This is a genomic window from Cryobacterium arcticum (assembly GCF_003185895.1).
GTDB lineage: Bacteria > Actinomycetota > Actinomycetes > Actinomycetales > Microbacteriaceae > Cryobacterium > Cryobacterium arcticum.
This window is the reverse complement of sequence record NZ_QHLY01000005.1, coordinates 179,025-192,249: the sequence shown is the minus strand read 5'-3', so window position 1 is coordinate 192,249 and position 13,225 is coordinate 179,025. Positions and strand designations below refer to the sequence as shown.

Here is a 13,225-nt window from a genome sequence, read left to right as displayed (position 1 = left end):
TCCTTGGCTGTTCGGGCCGCCGGATGCGTCCCTCTACCTAGACGTCGAACGACAATCGTGCGGATCGACAGTGCGGTGAAAAAGATTCAAGCAGTTTTCGCCGCATCCGGCTATGACACCACCGGCACCTGCGCCCGCACGAAGCGCAGCGCGGTTTCGGCCACCTCGCGCCAGCCGGAGTCGATCGTGAGGGAGTGCCCGCGACCGGCCATCTCCACGATCTCGGTGGTGCCGGGGTTCTTCTTCTGCAACTTGTAGGTGGCATTGGCGACGGCCCACGGCACGGTGTGGTCCTTCTCGCCGGAGATCACCAGCAGCGGACCACGGGCGGGGGTCTTCGTGTCGGCTGCGGTGTCGCCGCCGAAACGGAAGTTGGCCAGCGCCGCTTGGAACAGCGGGATGCCGGAGCCGGGCACGGAGAAGCGGGCGTAGAGGTCGTGGGACTCGGCCTCACTCACGGCGTTGCCGAAGCCGAACCGGAACTGCTCGCGGGTGAGCAGCACCTGGCTGCGGTAGTTCGCCGGGTTGAGCAGCACGGCGCTGCCGACCTTGAGGGTGGAGAGCGGCAGGGGGAGCACGCCCTTGACGGGGCCGGGGTCGACGGCGACGGTGGCCGCGGCCAGGCCCATGCCGGCGAGCTTCTGGGCGATCAGGCCGCCGAAGGAGTGGCCGATCACGATGGGGGCGCGGTCGAGCCGGCCGATGACGGCGGCGACGTGATCCGTGATGCCCTGCACCGACTTGCCTGCGAACACCTCGGGGTGAGCGCGGGCTTCGTCGACGGTCTCGGGGTCGTCGGGCCAGCTCGGCGCGAGGGTGGTGAAGCCCTGCTCCTCGAAGAACTCGCGCCAGGCGGCCCAGCTGCTGGGCAGCAGCCAGAGGCCGTGTACGAAGACCACCGGCTGTCGGCCGGACGCGTTGGCGCGGTCGATCTCGGTCTGCTCGCGGGTGGTGATGGGTGCGGATGCGGTGGACATGGCGACTCCTGGTGTTGGGATTGGAAAGAACGTTCGTTCTTGTTGAATTGAACTTAGCTCGCCGAGATCAGCAATGTCAAGCAAAAAGAGAAAGAACGTTCTGGTATATTTGTGCGTATGACCGATCTCATGCACAGCAGTCCGAAAAAGAGCTCCGCAGCGCGTGACCGCCTGCTCCGGGTGGCGTCCGGCCTGTTCTACCGCGAGGGCATTCACACGATCGGGCTCGACCGGGTGCTGGCCGAGGCCGGGGTGACCCGGGCGACCATGTACCGGCACTTCGCGGGCAAGGAGGGGTTGGTGCTCGCCTACTTGGGGGAGGAGGATGCGGCCCTCCGAGCGCTGTTCGCCGAGGGCGCCTCCTCCGCGGCCGAGGCGGCTGACCTGCTCGATGTTTTGATCGGCGGCATCGCCGACGACATCAGCCAGCACCACACCCGTGGCTGCCCGTTCATCAACGCGGCCGCCGAGTACCCGAATGCGACGAGCCCGGTGCGCAAGCTCGTGGCCAGCCACCGGGACTGGTTCCGCGACACGCTCGAACAGGTGCTGGTCGCCGCCGGCGCCGAGGACCCGGCGGCCGGTGCCGCCTCCCTGGTGCTGCTGCGCGATGCTGCCCTGGTGGGCGGCTACCTCGACGGCGTCGAACAGACCAAGACCGCGTTCGAGCGCACCGCCCGCAAGGTGCTCGCCTAACCGGCGCTCAGGCCCAGCCAGAGACCGAGGAACGCGCAGGCCACCGAGAGCACGAGCATGCCCAGACCATTGATCAGGGCGGCGTACGACCGGCGGGCCTGCGCCAGGCGCACGGTCTCGACGCTCGCGGTGCTGAAGGTGGTGAAGCCTCCCATCAGGCCGCCGCCGAGCACCAGGTGCCAGGCCTCGGGCAGCCACAGGGCCAGGGTGAGACCGGTGATGACACCGAGCAGCAGCGAACCGAGCACATTGATGAGCAACGTGCCCAGCGGCAGGGTGGTCTTCACCCGGGCGCGCACGACACCGTCGAGGAATAGGCGCAGCGCGGCACCGAGGCCGCCGGCCAGCGACACGGCCACAAACAGCAGCGGCGTCACGAGGCATCCGCCCCGCTGCGACGGATGGTGCGCCGGCCGTGCAGCGCGGCGCCGGTGAGGATGCCCGCCCAGGCGGTGAACGCGCCCACGAGCAGAGTGCCCAGGGCGTAGAGCAGCGCGGTGCCGAGTCGGTTCTCGGCGAGCAGCAGACTGGTATCGGTGGCCAGGGCGCTGTAGGTGGTGAAGCCGCCGAGTACTCCGGTGCCCAGCAGTAGGCGCATGGAGCGGCGCCGGCCGTCGTCCGGCCCGCGGCGCGCGAGGGTCTCCAGCAGCAGGCCCAGCAGGAACGCCCCCACCACGTTGATCCCCACGATCACGACCGCCACCCCGGCGACCGGCGGCACGGTGATGGCGAGCAGCTCCCGCGCGGCCGTGCCCACGGTGCCGCCGGCGAAGACCAGTGCCAGATACTGCCAGCGCAGGTGCACTGGTGCGGCGGGCGCGGCGGCCATCAGGTACCGCCGTCCAGGGTGAGGGCGAGCGCGGCGGCCTCGGCCCGCTCCGCGTCGAGGTACCGACGGGTGCCGTCTGCATAGACCAGCGGATGTCCGGTCGGCAGGTTGAGCCGGTGGATGGCCGACTTGTCGAGTTGCTCGAGCACGGCGCAGTACGCGCGCAGCGAGTTGCCGTGCGCCACGATCAGCACGGTGCGGCCCATCGCCAACTGGGGCAGCACTCGTTCGTCATGGAACTCGGTGACCCGGGCCATCACGTCGCGCAACGATTCGGTGCGGGTGAGCGCCCGGGTGGGCAGGCCCTGGAACAGTGCGCTGTTCTGGAACGGCGCGAACTGCTCGTCGGCCATGGCCGGCGGGGCGGTGTCGACCGAGCGGCGCCAGGCCAGAAACTGGCTCTCGCCGAATTCGGTGCGCACATCGTCTTTGAGGCGGCCGGTGAGCGCGCCGTAGTTGCGTTCGGTGAGCCGCCAGTCCACCGTGACCTCGGCCGCGGGAATGCTGAGCGTCTCGGCGATGATGCGGGCGGTCTGGGTGGCGCGTTTCAATGGCGACACGAACAGGGCATCCGGTACCAGCCCGTTGCTCAGCAACAGCTCTGCTGACGCCCTGGCCTCGTCGGCGCCGGTGGCGGAGAGAGCAGGGTCGAGGATGCCGGTGAAGAGGCCGGCGGCGTTCGCGGTGCTCTGACCGTGCCGCACGAGTACGAGGGAACCAGCGCTCGGCCTGCTCGTCACGGTTCACCCACCAGTCTCGTCGGCCGGAGTCGGCGCGACCAAAAGTCGGTAGGAACCATCAGCCCAACAGGCGGTTCGAGCGGATGCTCAGGTGGGATCCATCACCAAAGCAAAAGGCTACACCGGTCAGTCCGACTCCCACTGCGGGGCATCCTCGAACGACACCGGTGCCAGCGGAATCACCACCACCGGCCGGTGCTGGTGATGGGCCAGGTTCATCGCAATCGACCCGGCGAAGAATTCCTGCAGGCTGCCCCGCACGGTGCCGTCGCGAGTGCCGACCACGATCATGGCCGCGTGCAGCGACTCGGCCAATTGGCCGAGCGACTGGGCCGGGTCGCCGCTGAGCTGGCGGGTGCTCCACTCGATATCGTGCCCGCCCAGGATGCGTTCCAGGTGGGCGGCGAGGTACGGGTTGAACGGCGCGGCGGGCGGCACGGCGACGGGGCCGGTCATCACCGGCGCGCCACTGAGCGGGTCGATCCCCGCCGGGCCGACGACGGGAATTCCCGGGTCATCCGCGTGATCGGCCCGGGGGTGCCGCCCGGGATCGACCCAGGCGCACACGAGCTCGGCGTCGAACCGCGCCGCAAAGACCGCTGCCTGCAACACCACCCCGTCGGACTGCCCGGGGTACACGCCCACCACCACCACACGGCTTCGGATGCTCATGGCGCCCAGACTGACAGAAGAGTCCCGCCAGCGGTAGGCCCTGCGCGGGGGCCGAGCGGCTACTTCTGGGAGAAGCTGTTCGGTTCGAGCCCGGCGATCCGCTTGGCATGGCCTGAGAGGTTGTCGTCGCTGATCGAGAGCCCGGCATCCGCGAAACGCTGACGCAACGCATCCAGGATCTTGGCCTCATCCTGGCCGGCCAGGTCGGCCTCCTGCTGCACGAGAATGCCGGCCACCTTGGCGTCATCGGGCTGGTCGTGCTGGGCCTGAATCGGCTCGTTCTGGGTGTTACCGGTATCCGTCATTGGTGCTCCGATCGCGGGGCCCCGGGGGGCCGGTCTGATTCAGATTGACACGGGCGACCGGAGAAAGCCAGAGAATTCTGCCGGTTCACAGGCCGCACGCGATTGCCTATAGACTGTAGGTAATTAACAATAGATAGTAGGAGGACGAATGGTTCGCGCAGGAGTGACCGAGGCTCGACTGGTGAGCGCCGCCGCGGAGCTCGCCGACGAGGCCGGACTCGTGGCCGTCACGGTCTCGGCGCTCGCGCGCCGGTTCGACGTGCGGCCGGCCAGCGTCTATTCGCACATCACCGGCCTCGACGAATTGCTCGACCAGACGGCGTTGCTCGCCCTGCACGAATTGGCCGACCGCGCCGCGGATGACCTGGCCGGCAAGTCCGGCCGGGACGCCCTCTTCGCCTTCGCGAACGCACACCGCGACTACGCCAGGGCGCACCCCGGCCGGTGGCAAGCTGCGCAACGCCGGCTGAGCGCGGATGCCGCCGCCGCCAGCGATGGCGGCAGGATCGCCCGGTTCGCCCGAGCGATCATGAGCGGGTACGGCCTGACGGCGGCCGACGAGGTACACGGCGTTCGGCTGCTCGGCAGCGCCATCAACGGCTTCGTCGCGATCGAGGCCGGCGGCGGTTTCGACCACTCCGCCCCGTCGGCCGCCGAGAGCTGGCACCGGGTGCTCGACGCCGTCGACACCTCCCTGCGCAACTGGCCCACCCCGACGGAGTAACCACCCATGACTATCGATACCCTCGCCCTCGCGCCTGTCGTCACCGAGATCACCGCAGACCTCATCCGCGGCGCGGCCGAGCTCGAACCCACCGGGCACGGCCTCACTCCGCACCGGCTGCCCACCTGGGTGCGCGAGCAATTCCCCGACCCGCAGCTGCTGATGACCGAGGCGCAGCCGGCCGGTGTGCGCCTGCTCTTTCGCACGACCGCGTCCGTCGTGGCGCTTGATGTGCGCCCGACCAAGACTCTCTATGTCGGCGCTCCCGGCCGCCCGGACGGCGTGTACGACCTGCGCATCGCCGGGCAGCTCATCGCCCAGGCCAGTGTCCCCGGCGGTAATCAGATCCTGATCGACCTGCAGGCCGGCACCACCGAATTGCGTGGCGGCAGCGTGGGCACTGCCCTGTTCGCCGGGCTGCCCGATGGGCAGAAGGAGATCGAGATCTGGCTGCCGTGGAACGAACGCACCGAGCTGGTCGCGCTTCGCACCGATGCGCCCGTGTCACCGGCATCCGCCCCGCCCCGCCCGGTCTGGGTGCACCACGGCAGCTCGATCAGCCACGGCTCGAACGCGGCCTCGCCGTCGGAAACCTGGCCCGCCGTGGCCGCCCGCGCCTGCGGCCTCGACCTGGTGAACCTCGGCTTCGGCGGCAGCGCCATGCTCGACCCGTTCATGGCCCGAGTGATCCGGGACGCCCCGGCCGATCGGATCAGCGTGAAAATCGGCATCAACCTGGTGAACGCGGACGCCATGCGCCGGCGCGCCTTCGTGCCTGCCGTGCACGGCTTTCTCGACACCATCCGCGAGGGGCACCCCACCACCCCGCTCGTGGTGGTGTCGCCGATCTACTGCCCGATCCACGAGAGCGTGCCCGGACCGTCGGCGCCGGATCCTGCCTCCTTCGCCACCGGCCAGGTGCGGTTTCTCGCCAGCGGTGATGCCGCGCAGGTGCCGTTCGGTGCCATGACCCTGCAGACCATCCGCGCCGACCTCGCCCAGATCGTGGCCCAGCGCGCGCTGACCGATCCGGCCCTGTTCCTGCTGGATGGCACCGAGCTCTACGGCAGCGCGGACCACGTCGAGTTCCCGCTCGCCGACGGCCTGCACCCCGGGGCAGAGGTGCACCAGAGCATGGGGCACCGGTTCGCCGCGCTCGCCTTCGATGCCGCCCCGTCCGACGCTTCTACCGATTGAGAACGCCCATGTTGCCGCTGACCCCAGCCACCATCCTGACCTCGTTCGTGAACGCCTCCCGCAAGGTCGTCGCGGACATCACCCTGCCCGCCGGTCTCGCCGAGATCGACTGGAGCGCCCTGGACTACCTGGGTTGGCGTGACGCCAAAATGAAGCGACGGTCGTACATCGTCGTGCCGGTCGACGGCGAGCCGGTGGGCATCGTGCTCCGACAGGCGGATGCCTCGCTGCGGCGGCGTGCGCAGTGCTCCTGGTGCCGTGACGTTCGGCTGCCCAACGAGGTGGTGCTGTTCAGCGCCGTCAAGGCCGGTCCGTCCGGTCGGAACGGAAACACCGTGGGCATCCTGGCCTGTGAGTCGTTCCAGTGCTCGGTGAACGTGCGCAAGCTGCCGTCGGTGGCCTATCTCGGCTTCGATGTGGCCGCGGCGCGGGACGAGCGCATGGAGATGCTGCGCGCTCGCACCGCGGGCTTCGCGGCCGAGGTGTTGTCGGCGGGCTGAGCTGAGACCGATCAGCCGAACTGCCAGGGGCAGGGACCGTGCGTGACCAGTGCGATGAGGAGTCCCCACACCGCGCCGAGAACCACCGCAAGCAGAATCCGCAGACCGTGCGGCTTCAACCAGGGCACGGCGGCCAGGGTTCTGGCCATGATGACGGCCGCAGCGATGCAGGCATTAATCCCGATGCCGAAAGCACGGCGCCACCGCCCAGTCCGGGGGAGTCGAGCTCCAGCTCGACTCGTTGTCAGCGGTCTGAGCCCACGCCAGCAGGTCGACGCCATCCTCGGCATGGGCCGGGGGATGTGCAACTCCGCGTTTCGGCCGGAGACCCCTCGGACCGAGCTGACCACCACACCCACCCATCTGGCTGGGTGGGCGGCGAGCGCACTGGCGCCGCAGTAGCCTGAGCGCGAGCACGTCCGCCGCGCCGAAGGAAAGCCATGCCACCGTCCCCAACTGCACCGTCCGACACCTCCCCGGTCTGGGTGCTCGGCGGCGGAGGTGTGGCCGGCATCGCCTGGGAAGTGGGCATCCTGGCCGGCCTCGCCGCCGAAGGGGTGAGCGTCACGGCTGACGCCGTACTCCTCGGCACCAGCGCCGGCGCCGTCGTGGCCGCCCAGATCGCCGGCGGCACACCGCTGGCGCAGCTGTACGAGCGGCAACGCGCGGGGGTGCCCTACGAAACGGCCACCGGCCTCGGCCTCGGTGATCTGGTCCGGCTGTCCCGCGCCCAGTTCCTCGTGCGCAGCCCCGAGCACGCCGCCCGGCGGCTCGGGCAGCTGGCCCTCGGCACCGACGACGCCACGATCGAGCGGATGCGCACAATCATCGAGGCCCGCCTTCCCGTGCACGACTGGACGGACGCATCCGTGCGCATCGTGGCCGTCGACGCCGAAACCGGCCAGGCACGGACCTTCACCCGGAGCGACGGGGTCGCACTGGTCGACGCGGTCGCCGCCAGCTGCGCGGTGCCGCTGTCGACGGCGCCCATCCCGATCGAAGGACGGCGATACCTGGACGGCGGCATGCGCTCCACCCTGAACCTCGACCTCGCGCCGGGATCCGGCCCGGTGATCGCACTCGCGCCGAGCACGGCCGCGATCGGGCCGTGGGCGCGCATCGCCACACAGCGCGCGGCGCTCGGCGCGAACCGCCGGGTGGAAGTGCTGCTGCGGGACGCCGCGTCGAAGCGGGCGCAGGGCCGCACCGTGATGGACCCCGCGATCGTGCCGGCCCTGGTGGCCGCCGCCCGCGAACAGGGCCGCCGCGAAGCCCCCCGGGTGCACGCCGCCCTGGCCGACTGACGCCGGCGAGCGTCGCGGCGGCGCGGCCTAGCCCGGAACGGGGAGGATGACGCCGACGGGTTCGCGCTTTTCGGCCTGGAATTTGTCTTCGGTGCGGCCAAGCGCCCAGTAGCCCGAGAGGGAGAGCTCGGCCCGCTGCACGCCGCGGGCGCTGAAGACCTCGCGCAGGCCCTTCATCGCGCTTCTCTCGCCGTGCGCGAAGATCTGCGGGCGGCCGGGCAACCAGGTCGCGCCCTCCACGGCGTCGACGAGGAGCGCCGGGCTCTGGCCGAACAGCCACTGCACGGCCACGGCGGGCGGCGCCGTCAGCTGCAGGATCTCGGTGGCGTCGGCGACCTGGATGAAGGCCAGCCCGGTCGCCGACGCGGGCAGGGCTTCCAGGGCGGAGGCGATGGCAGGCAGTGCGGACTGGTCGCCGGCGAAGAGGTGCCAGTCGGCTCGGGGGTCCGGGGCGTAGCCGCCGCCGGGGCCGGAGAAGGTGAGCAGGTCGCCGGGCTTGGCGGCATCCGCCCACGGTCCGGCCAGGCCGTCGTCACCGTGCACGACGAAGTCGATCGAGAGGGTTCGGGCTTCGGCGTCGACGTTGCGCACGGTGTAGGTGCGCGTCACCGGGAGGTCCTCAGGGGCGAGCGTGTCGCGCAGTGCCACCAGGTCATAGGGGCGGCGGAGGCCCAGTTCGGGCTTGGCGAAGAAGATCTTCACATACTTGTCGGTGGACTCGTTGGTCACGAAGTCGTCGAATTCGGCGCCGGACAGCACGATGCGCACGAGGTGCGGGCTGAGTTGTTCGCGTCGCACCACCTCGAGGGTGGTTTGCGGACGAACGGGACGAGGCGGGCGCACTGTGGGAATTGTCATCGAGGTAAACCCTAAGTTAGGACACCCTCACTTCACAATCCTGTCGGCGCGACCAGGGTGGCCAGAACTTCGCCGAGCGGGTCGCGCAGGTCTTCCGCGGTGGCCGAGGCCAGTGGCTCGAGCCCGGTCGATGAGCGCAGTAGCACCACGCCGAGGGCCGTGGCCATGGCGATCTGGGCGCGCAGCAGGAGTTTGTCATCATCGGCGGATCCGGCCTGCCAACCCGCCGAGGTGGCAATGCCTTCGGTGAAGGAGCGCAGCGTGCTGAGCCGAATCTGATCGGCCCGGTCGTCGCCGGACGAGCGCAGCAGCAGCAACAGCTGCATGGTGTGGTCGCCGGAGGGCTGGTCGGCGACTCGCGTGAGCATCTTCTCGAGGGTGTGCTCGATGGTGGTCGTGCTCCCCGCCGGGCGCCCGAGGTCTTCACCGACCTGGCGGAGGCAGGCTTCGAAGAGGCCCTCTTTGGAGCTGAAGTAGCGGTTGATCAACGCTACGTTCACCCCGGCATCGGCGGCGATATCCCGCACCGTGGTGGTGGAGTAGCCGTGGCGGGCGAAGCGACGGCGCGCGGCTTTGAGCAACAACAGCCGGGTGCTGGCGGCATCCCGGGACCGGTTCGCAGCCGGGGTCTCTGCGTCCTGCTTGGCGCCCAGCACAGTCGGTACGCGCATGGTTCTCGGTTCCCTTCGGTTGCCTCAACGGTACAGGTATGTTTCGCCGATGTAAACAGATGTTGACTTGAGGGGATGTCTCGCCTACAGTGCCTAAGTCAGCACTTGTTTACATAGAGCTCGGAGTCGCATGTCCCAGATCGTTCAGGAGCCCGTCACGGGTTCAGTTCCGGCGGCCACCGGTCGCAAAATCCACAGCTCCCTGCTGGTTCTCTTCCTGTCGCTGGGCGGCCTGTCGTTCGCCGTGCTCCAGTCGCTGGTCGCCCCCGCGCTCGCCACGATCGGGCAAGACCTCGGCGTCTCGACCGGAGACGCGGCGTGGGTGCTCACCGCCTACCTGCTCTCCGCCGCCGTGCTCACACCGATCCTCGGCCGGTTGGGCGACATGGTCGGCAAGCGCCGCATCCTCATCATCGTGCTGGCCCTCCTGCTGGTGGGCACCCTGCTCGCCGCCCTGGCCCCGAACCTCGGCGTGCTCATCGTCGCGCGCGCCCTGCAGGGGGCGGCCGGCGCCATCATGCCGCTGTCCATCGGCATCGTCCGCGACGAACTGCCGCGCGAGAAGGTCGGGGTGACCATCGGCCTGCTCTCGGCCATCTTCGGTGTTGGCGCCGGCGTCGGCATCGTGGCGGCCGGCCCCATCGTGGAGAACCTCTCCTGGCACTGGCTGTTCTGGCTGCCCTTGGTGCTCATCGTCATCGCCCTGCTCGGCGTGATCTTCGGGATGCCCGAATCGCCCGTGAAGACCCCTGGCCGTCTCGACGTGCTCGGCGCCGGCATCCTCACCGTGGCACTCGTGTCGCTGCTGCTCGCCATCAGCGAGGGCGCGAACTGGGGCTGGGGCTCCGGCGAGACCATCGGCCTGCTCGCCCTGGGCGCCATCGCCCTGGTGGTGTTCGTCTTCGTCGAACTGCGGGTGAAGGAACCGCTCATCGACATGCGCCTGATGAAGGTGCGCGGTGTGTGGACCGCCCATGTCGTCGCCCTCATCTTCGGCTTCGCCATGTTCGGCACCTTCGTGCTCGTGCCCACCCTGCTGCAGCTGCCGGCCGCGACCGGCTACGGCTTCGGCGAATCGGTGTCGGAGGCCGGCCTGTTCCTGCTGCCGACCGTGCTGATGATGGTGGTGTTCGGACCCCTGGCCGGCATGTTGGTGAGCAAGTTCGGACCGAAGCCGCCGATGCTGCTGGGCGCCGTCTTCGTCACCATCGCGTTCGTGATTCCCGGCATCGCCCACGACCAGCTCTGGCAGATCGTGGTCTCCGGACTGTTCACCGGTGCCGGCATCGGCCTGGCCCTGGCGTCGGCTTCCAACGCGATCATCGAGAGCGTTCCGGCGCAGCAGACCGGTGAGGCGATCGGCGTGAACACCATCGCGCGCACCATCGGCAGCAGCGTCGGCACGGCCGTGATCGCCGCGCTGATCTCGTCGAACAGCACCCCGCAGGGGCTGCCCACCGGTGACGCCTTCGTGATCGGCTTCTGGGTGTGCGCCGGTGTGGCTGCCCTCGCGATCGTCGGCGCGGTCGCCGCGCCCTCGATGCGCAAGCGCCGCCAGCAGGCCATGGCCTTGGGCGTTCAGGACTTCCCGGATGAGGCTGTCGTCTAGCCGAAGCGCAGCACCCGGAAGCCGGCGGCATCCAGCGTGGTGAGGCCGGTTCGTTGCCGCAGGGTGCGAGTCTTCGCGCCGGGCACGATATCCGGCAGTGCGAGCGCCACCTGGAACAGAACCTCTGAGGCCACCAGTCGCTGCAACCGCGGCGGCGCGAGCTTGGAGCGCTTGCTCTGCACGACGATGATCCGCACGGCGTCCGGTGCCACGCAGTCATCCAGGTCACGCAGCATGCCGGCGGCCTTCATGAGGGAGGAGCGCCGGCTGTCGCGTTTGACGGCAATCACGACCACTCGCGCGGGCTGGCCCGTGGATGCGCTCTCGGCGCGGCGAATCCCCGCTGCCTGCGCACCGGCGCGCAGCACGGTCAGCAACTCATCGGCGTCGCCCTCGAGCAGGATCGGAGCGGTGAGCACGTGCGCGGCGATGGCGCGCAGCTCTTCTGCCCGCTTCTTTCTCGACATCCTGACCCCCCTTCGTGTGTCATCCATTCTCCGGCACAACCGGCTCGGCCGGGACGTGGCTGACCGGCGGCGCCAGGGAACCGGGTCGCGTCAGACGGTGATGAGCAGCTGGGCGATGGAGTCGAGGGCGCCGGGCACGAGCTTGTAGTAGGCCCAGGTGCCACGCTTGTCGCGGGTGAAGATGCCCGCGTCGACGAGGATTTTCAGGTGATGCGAGACCGTCGGCTGGCCCAGGCCCAACGGTTCGGTGAGGTCACAGACGCAGGCTTCGGCATCGTCGTGCGCCGCCACCATCGAGATGAGGCGCAGCCGCGCGGGGTCGGCGATGGCTTTGAGGGTGCGCGCGAGCTTCTCGGCGCCGTCGGCACTGATCGCCTCCCGGGTGAGCGGGGCGCAACAGGCGGTGACGTCGGTGAGGGGAAGGAGCTCGGTGAACGACATGGGAACATCCTCGCAGATAGATTGACAAGTGTCGATATAGCCGACTACGGTGAATCGACGCTGATCGATGTTTGTCGATATGGCGCGCTGAGTGACGAGTTCGGAGCCGCATGACTTCCCCAGAAGCGACCACCACGCCGGCCCGGTTGGGCACGGTCGACAGGTTCCTGCCCGTCTGGATTCTCGCGGCGATGGCGCTCGGCCTGACGCTCGCCGTGTTCGCTCCGGTGCTGGGAGACGTGCTGCATTCCTTCCAGATCGGGTCGGTGTCGGTGCCGATCGCGATCGGGCTGCTCGTGATGATGTACCCGGTGCTGGCGAAGGTGCGCTACTCCGACGCTCGCGCGGTTGCGGGCGATCGCAGGCTGCTCATCTCATCGCTGGTGCTGAACTGGCTCCTGGGACCCGCACTGATGTTCGCCCTCGCCTGGCTCCTGCTGCCCGACCTGCCGGAGTACCGCACCGGGCTGATCATCGTGGGGCTGGCCCGGTGCATCGCCATGGTTCTGATCTGGAACGACCTCGCTTGCGGCGACCGGGAGGCCGCCGCGTTCCTGGTCGCGGTCAACTCGGTCTTCCAAGTCATCGCCTTCTCCGCCCTGGGCTGGTTCTACCTGCAGATCCTGCCCACCTGGCTGGGCCTGGGTACGACCAGCGCGTCCTTCTCGATCTGGGCGATCACGGCCAGCGTGCTGGTCTTCCTCGGCATTCCCCTCGTGGCCGGGTATCTGTCTCGGCGCATCGGTGAGGCCACCCGTGGCCGGGCCTGGTACGAGGCGCGGTTCCTTCCGCGGGTGGGCCCGTTCGCCCTCTACGGGCTGCTGTTCACCATCGTTATGCTCTTCACCCTGCAAGGTCAGCAGGTGATCGACCGACCCCTGGACGTGGTGCGGATCGCCCTGCCGCTGCTGGTCTACTTCGCCGTGATGTTCGTCGTCGCGTTTGTCGTGGGCCGGATGATCGGCCTCAGCTACCAGCGCACCACCACCCTTGCCTTCACCGCCGCCGGCAACAATTTCGAGCTCGCGATCGCCGTGGCCATCGGCACCTTCGGCGCCACCAGCGGGCAGGCCCTGGCCGGCATCGTCGGCCCGCTGATCGAGGTGCCCGCCCTGGTCGCGCTGGTGTACGTGGCGCTCTGGCTGCGACCCCGGCTCTTCCCGTCCCTGCCAACGGGCGGCCCCACCGCCGCACCGGATGTCGCCCCGACCGTTCTTGTGCCCGATAGCGCCTGA

General features: G+C 69.3%; 18 protein-coding genes and 1 riboswitch. Of the genes, 7 read left to right on the top strand and 11 right to left on the bottom strand.

The window, feature by feature from the left end; all coding sequences use genetic code 11:
* Positions 1–110: 110 nt before the first annotated feature.
* Complete coding sequence (locus CTB96_RS02420) at positions 111–977, bottom strand: alpha/beta hydrolase (RefSeq protein WP_110125321.1); 867 nt, start codon at positions 975–977, stop codon at positions 111–113.
* 117 nt (positions 978–1,094) lie between these two features.
* On the opposite strand from CTB96_RS02420, the gene CTB96_RS02415 reads away from it, so the two are divergent.
* Positions 1,095–1,673 carry a TetR/AcrR family transcriptional regulator gene (locus tag CTB96_RS02415; RefSeq protein ID WP_248283179.1) on the top strand — a complete coding sequence of 193 codons (579 nt, stop codon included), beginning with the start codon at positions 1,095–1,097 and terminating at the stop codon, positions 1,671–1,673.
* On the opposite strand, the gene crcB is transcribed toward CTB96_RS02415, so the two are convergent.
* From crcB to CTB96_RS02390, 5 genes are all read right to left on the bottom strand, one after another.
* Positions 1,670–2,050: a fluoride efflux transporter CrcB gene (gene crcB, locus CTB96_RS02410; protein WP_110125320.1), complete on the bottom strand. Its 381-nt coding sequence runs from the start codon at positions 2,048–2,050 to the stop codon at positions 1,670–1,672. The genes CTB96_RS02415 and crcB overlap by 4 nt on opposite strands.
* Positions 2,047–2,502 carry a CrcB family protein gene (locus tag CTB96_RS02405; RefSeq protein WP_110125319.1) on the bottom strand — a complete coding sequence of 152 codons (456 nt, stop codon included), beginning with the start codon at positions 2,500–2,502 and terminating at the stop codon, positions 2,047–2,049. The genes crcB and CTB96_RS02405 overlap by 4 nt, the downstream gene beginning before the upstream one ends.
* Complete coding sequence (locus tag CTB96_RS02400; protein WP_110125318.1) at positions 2,502–3,242, bottom strand: 2,3-bisphosphoglycerate-dependent phosphoglycerate mutase; 741 nt, start codon at positions 3,240–3,242, stop codon at positions 2,502–2,504. The genes CTB96_RS02405 and CTB96_RS02400 overlap by 1 nt, the downstream gene beginning before the upstream one ends.
* 42 nt (positions 3,243–3,284) lie before the next feature.
* A riboswitch (Fluoride riboswitch) is annotated at positions 3,285–3,357 on the bottom strand.
* Between the two features lie 11 nt (positions 3,358–3,368).
* Positions 3,369–3,914, bottom strand: coding sequence for a universal stress protein (locus CTB96_RS02395; RefSeq protein WP_110125317.1), 546 nt, complete (start codon positions 3,912–3,914; stop codon positions 3,369–3,371).
* A 59-nt stretch (positions 3,915–3,973) separates the two neighbouring features.
* Positions 3,974–4,219, bottom strand: a complete 246-nt coding sequence (locus CTB96_RS02390; protein ID WP_110125316.1) for a hypothetical protein — start codon at positions 4,217–4,219, stop codon at positions 3,974–3,976.
* A 148-nt stretch (positions 4,220–4,367) separates the two neighbouring features.
* Between CTB96_RS02390 and CTB96_RS02385 the strand changes: the two genes are divergently transcribed.
* The 3 genes from CTB96_RS02385 to CTB96_RS02375 are packed head-to-tail and all read left to right on the top strand — an operon-like array spanning position 4,368 to position 6,640.
* Entirely contained in the window at positions 4,368–4,943 is a 576-nt protein-coding gene (locus CTB96_RS02385; RefSeq protein ID WP_110125315.1) for a TetR/AcrR family transcriptional regulator, read from the top strand.
* 6 nt (positions 4,944–4,949) lie between these two features.
* Positions 4,950–6,140: an SGNH/GDSL hydrolase family protein gene (locus CTB96_RS02380; RefSeq protein ID WP_110125314.1), complete on the top strand. Its 1,191-nt coding sequence runs from the start codon at positions 4,950–4,952 to the stop codon at positions 6,138–6,140.
* Positions 6,141–6,148: 8 nt separating this feature from the next.
* A complete protein-coding gene (locus tag CTB96_RS02375) occupies positions 6,149–6,640 on the top strand; it encodes an FBP domain-containing protein (protein WP_110125313.1) in 492 nt (163 codons plus the stop codon).
* 11 nt (positions 6,641–6,651) lie between these two features.
* Here CTB96_RS02375 and CTB96_RS20435 read toward each other — a convergent pair whose 3' ends face one another.
* Positions 6,652–6,789 carry a hypothetical protein gene (locus CTB96_RS20435; RefSeq protein WP_181397104.1) on the bottom strand — a complete coding sequence of 46 codons (138 nt, stop codon included), beginning with the start codon at positions 6,787–6,789 and terminating at the stop codon, positions 6,652–6,654.
* A 291-nt stretch (positions 6,790–7,080) separates the two neighbouring features.
* On the opposite strand from CTB96_RS20435, the gene CTB96_RS02370 reads away from it, so the two are divergent.
* Positions 7,081–7,944: a patatin-like phospholipase family protein gene (locus tag CTB96_RS02370; protein ID WP_110125312.1), complete on the top strand. Its 864-nt coding sequence runs from the start codon at positions 7,081–7,083 to the stop codon at positions 7,942–7,944.
* A 27-nt stretch (positions 7,945–7,971) separates the two neighbouring features.
* Here CTB96_RS02370 and CTB96_RS02365 read toward each other — a convergent pair whose 3' ends face one another.
* Entirely contained in the window at positions 7,972–8,802 is an 831-nt protein-coding gene (locus CTB96_RS02365; protein ID WP_110125311.1) for a siderophore-interacting protein, read from the bottom strand.
* A gap of 32 nt (positions 8,803–8,834) precedes the next feature.
* On the bottom strand, positions 8,835–9,473 hold the full coding sequence (locus tag CTB96_RS02360; RefSeq protein WP_219993197.1) for a TetR/AcrR family transcriptional regulator: 639 nt from the start codon (positions 9,471–9,473) through the stop codon (positions 8,835–8,837).
* Positions 9,474–9,603: 130 nt separating this feature from the next.
* Here CTB96_RS02360 and CTB96_RS02355 point away from each other — a divergent pair, with 130 nt between their 5' ends.
* Positions 9,604–11,082 (top strand): MFS transporter, encoded by a 1,479-nt coding sequence (locus CTB96_RS02355; protein ID WP_110125310.1) that lies wholly within the window; start codon positions 9,604–9,606, stop codon positions 11,080–11,082.
* On the opposite strand, the gene CTB96_RS02350 is transcribed toward CTB96_RS02355, so the two are convergent.
* On the bottom strand, positions 11,079–11,549 hold the full coding sequence (locus CTB96_RS02350) for a hypothetical protein (protein WP_110125309.1): 471 nt from the start codon (positions 11,547–11,549) through the stop codon (positions 11,079–11,081). The two genes, CTB96_RS02355 and CTB96_RS02350, sit on opposite strands and share 4 nt — an antisense overlap.
* 90 nt (positions 11,550–11,639) lie before the next feature.
* Positions 11,640–11,990 (bottom strand): ArsR/SmtB family transcription factor, encoded by a 351-nt coding sequence (locus tag CTB96_RS02345; protein ID WP_110125308.1) that lies wholly within the window; start codon positions 11,988–11,990, stop codon positions 11,640–11,642.
* A gap of 110 nt (positions 11,991–12,100) precedes the next feature.
* Here CTB96_RS02345 and arsB point away from each other — a divergent pair, with 110 nt between their 5' ends.
* Positions 12,101–13,225: an ACR3 family arsenite efflux transporter gene (arsB, locus tag CTB96_RS02340; RefSeq protein WP_110125307.1), complete on the top strand. Its 1,125-nt coding sequence runs from the start codon at positions 12,101–12,103 to the stop codon at positions 13,223–13,225.

Coding starts and splice junctions, on each gene's coding strand:
- CTB96_RS02380 (WP_110125314.1), top strand. CDS start 4,950: ATGACTATCGATACCCTCGCCCTCGCGCCTGTCGTCACCGAGATCACC.
- CTB96_RS20435 (WP_181397104.1), bottom strand. CDS start 6,789: ATGGCCAGAACCCTGGCCGCCGTGCCCTGGTTGAAGCCGCACGGTCTG.
- CTB96_RS02415 (WP_248283179.1), top strand. CDS start 1,095: ATGACCGATCTCATGCACAGCAGTCCGAAAAAGAGCTCCGCAGCGCGT.
- CTB96_RS02405 (WP_110125319.1), bottom strand. CDS start 2,502: ATGGCCGCCGCGCCCGCCGCACCAGTGCACCTGCGCTGGCAGTATCTG.
- arsB (WP_110125307.1), top strand. CDS start 12,101: ATGACTTCCCCAGAAGCGACCACCACGCCGGCCCGGTTGGGCACGGTC.
- CTB96_RS02370 (WP_110125312.1), top strand. CDS start 7,081: ATGCCACCGTCCCCAACTGCACCGTCCGACACCTCCCCGGTCTGGGTG.
- CTB96_RS02385 (WP_110125315.1), top strand. CDS start 4,368: ATGGTTCGCGCAGGAGTGACCGAGGCTCGACTGGTGAGCGCCGCCGCG.
- CTB96_RS02390 (WP_110125316.1), bottom strand. CDS start 4,219: ATGACGGATACCGGTAACACCCAGAACGAGCCGATTCAGGCCCAGCAC.
- CTB96_RS02375 (WP_110125313.1), top strand. CDS start 6,149: ATGTTGCCGCTGACCCCAGCCACCATCCTGACCTCGTTCGTGAACGCC.
- CTB96_RS02395 (WP_110125317.1), bottom strand. CDS start 3,914: ATGAGCATCCGAAGCCGTGTGGTGGTGGTGGGCGTGTACCCCGGGCAG.
- CTB96_RS02360 (WP_219993197.1), bottom strand. CDS start 9,473: ATGCGCGTACCGACTGTGCTGGGCGCCAAGCAGGACGCAGAGACCCCG.
- CTB96_RS02365 (WP_110125311.1), bottom strand. CDS start 8,802: ATGACAATTCCCACAGTGCGCCCGCCTCGTCCCGTTCGTCCGCAAACC.
- CTB96_RS02350 (WP_110125309.1), bottom strand. CDS start 11,549: ATGTCGAGAAAGAAGCGGGCAGAAGAGCTGCGCGCCATCGCCGCGCAC.
- CTB96_RS02345 (WP_110125308.1), bottom strand. CDS start 11,990: ATGTCGTTCACCGAGCTCCTTCCCCTCACCGACGTCACCGCCTGTTGC.
- CTB96_RS02355 (WP_110125310.1), top strand. CDS start 9,604: ATGTCCCAGATCGTTCAGGAGCCCGTCACGGGTTCAGTTCCGGCGGCC.
- CTB96_RS02420 (WP_110125321.1), bottom strand. CDS start 977: ATGTCCACCGCATCCGCACCCATCACCACCCGCGAGCAGACCGAGATC.